Consider the following 1,226-nt stretch of genomic DNA (forward strand, 5'->3'; position numbering starts at 1 on the left):
GCATCGTCTACGTTCAAGGTGATGGCGTTGCCGTCCTCGATGCTGATGTTCCCCGCAGTTCCATCGGTAGCAAGCGTTTGGTCATCCGTACCCGAATCGTCAAGTGCCGATAGGTCCACTACGGGGTTGTTGCCCAACTCATTGGTATAGGTCAATTGGTTGTTGGTGTCGTTAAAGGACAGACTCGTATTGGTCTCGGCAATGGTCACAGAGGCTACGTTCAAGTATAGGGCCCCATCGGTACCCGCTGCAAGGTCATTGTTCGCATCGGTAGAGATCAAACTCGTCGATTGGGTTCCGCCCCCATCGGTTACCCCAAGGCTTCCTGCGGTAATCGAGACCCCGGTATTGTATTCATTGGTGGCGTCCGCATCCGCATCGTCCACGTTCAGGGTCAAGTTGCTTCCGCTGCTCAAGCTGATATCCCCAGCGGTGCCGTCGGTGCTGATGTCCTGTATTTCGTTCGTTGCGTCGGCATCGGCATCGTTTACGTTCAAGGTGATGCTGTTTCCATCTTCAATGCTGATGTTACCCGCGGTACCATCGGTGCTGACCGTTTGGTCATCCGTACTACCGGCGGCCAATTCGGCCAAAGCGGCCTCTACATCGGTACCGGTGAAATTGCCCCCCGCATCGGTAATGGCCACCTCATCGGCATCCTGTATTTCGTTCGTCGCATCCGCATCGGCATCGTCCACGTTCAAGGTCAAATTGCTTCCGCTGCTCAAACTGATGTCCCCGGCGGTGCCGTCGGTGCTGATGTCCTGTATTTCGTTCGTTGCGTCGGCATCGGCATCATCTACGTTCAAGGTGATGGCGTTACCGTCCTCGATGCTGATGTTACCTGCAGTTCCATCGGTACTTACCGTTTGGTCATCGGTACTACCGGCGGCCAGTTCGGCCAAGGCGGCCTCAACATCAGTACCGGTGAAATTGCCCGCTACATCGGTAATGGCCACTTCATCGGCATCCTGTATTTCGTTCGTGGGGTCCGCATCGGCATCGTCTACGTTCAAGGTGATGGCATTGCCGTCTTCGATACTGATGTTACCGGCGGTGCCATCGGTACTGACCGTTTGGTCATCCGTGCTACCAGCGGCCAATTCGGCCAAGGCGGCCTCTACATCCGTACCGGTGAAATTGCCCCCGGCATCGGTGATGGCCACTTCATCGGCATCCTGTATTTCGTTCGTGGGGTCCGCATCCGCATCGTCTACGTTCAAGGT

General features: G+C 55.7%; 1 protein-coding gene. It reads right to left on the bottom strand.

Annotated features, from left to right (window positions below; all coding sequences use genetic code 11):
• On the bottom strand, positions 1–1,226 hold a 1,226-nt coding region (locus tag ABV409_RS16665), incomplete at both ends, for a hypothetical protein (protein WP_353878761.1).

The sequence above is a fragment of the Flagellimonas algarum genome (genome assembly GCF_040513375.1).
GTDB classification, from domain to species: domain Bacteria; phylum Bacteroidota; class Bacteroidia; order Flavobacteriales; family Flavobacteriaceae; genus Flagellimonas_B; species Flagellimonas_B algarum.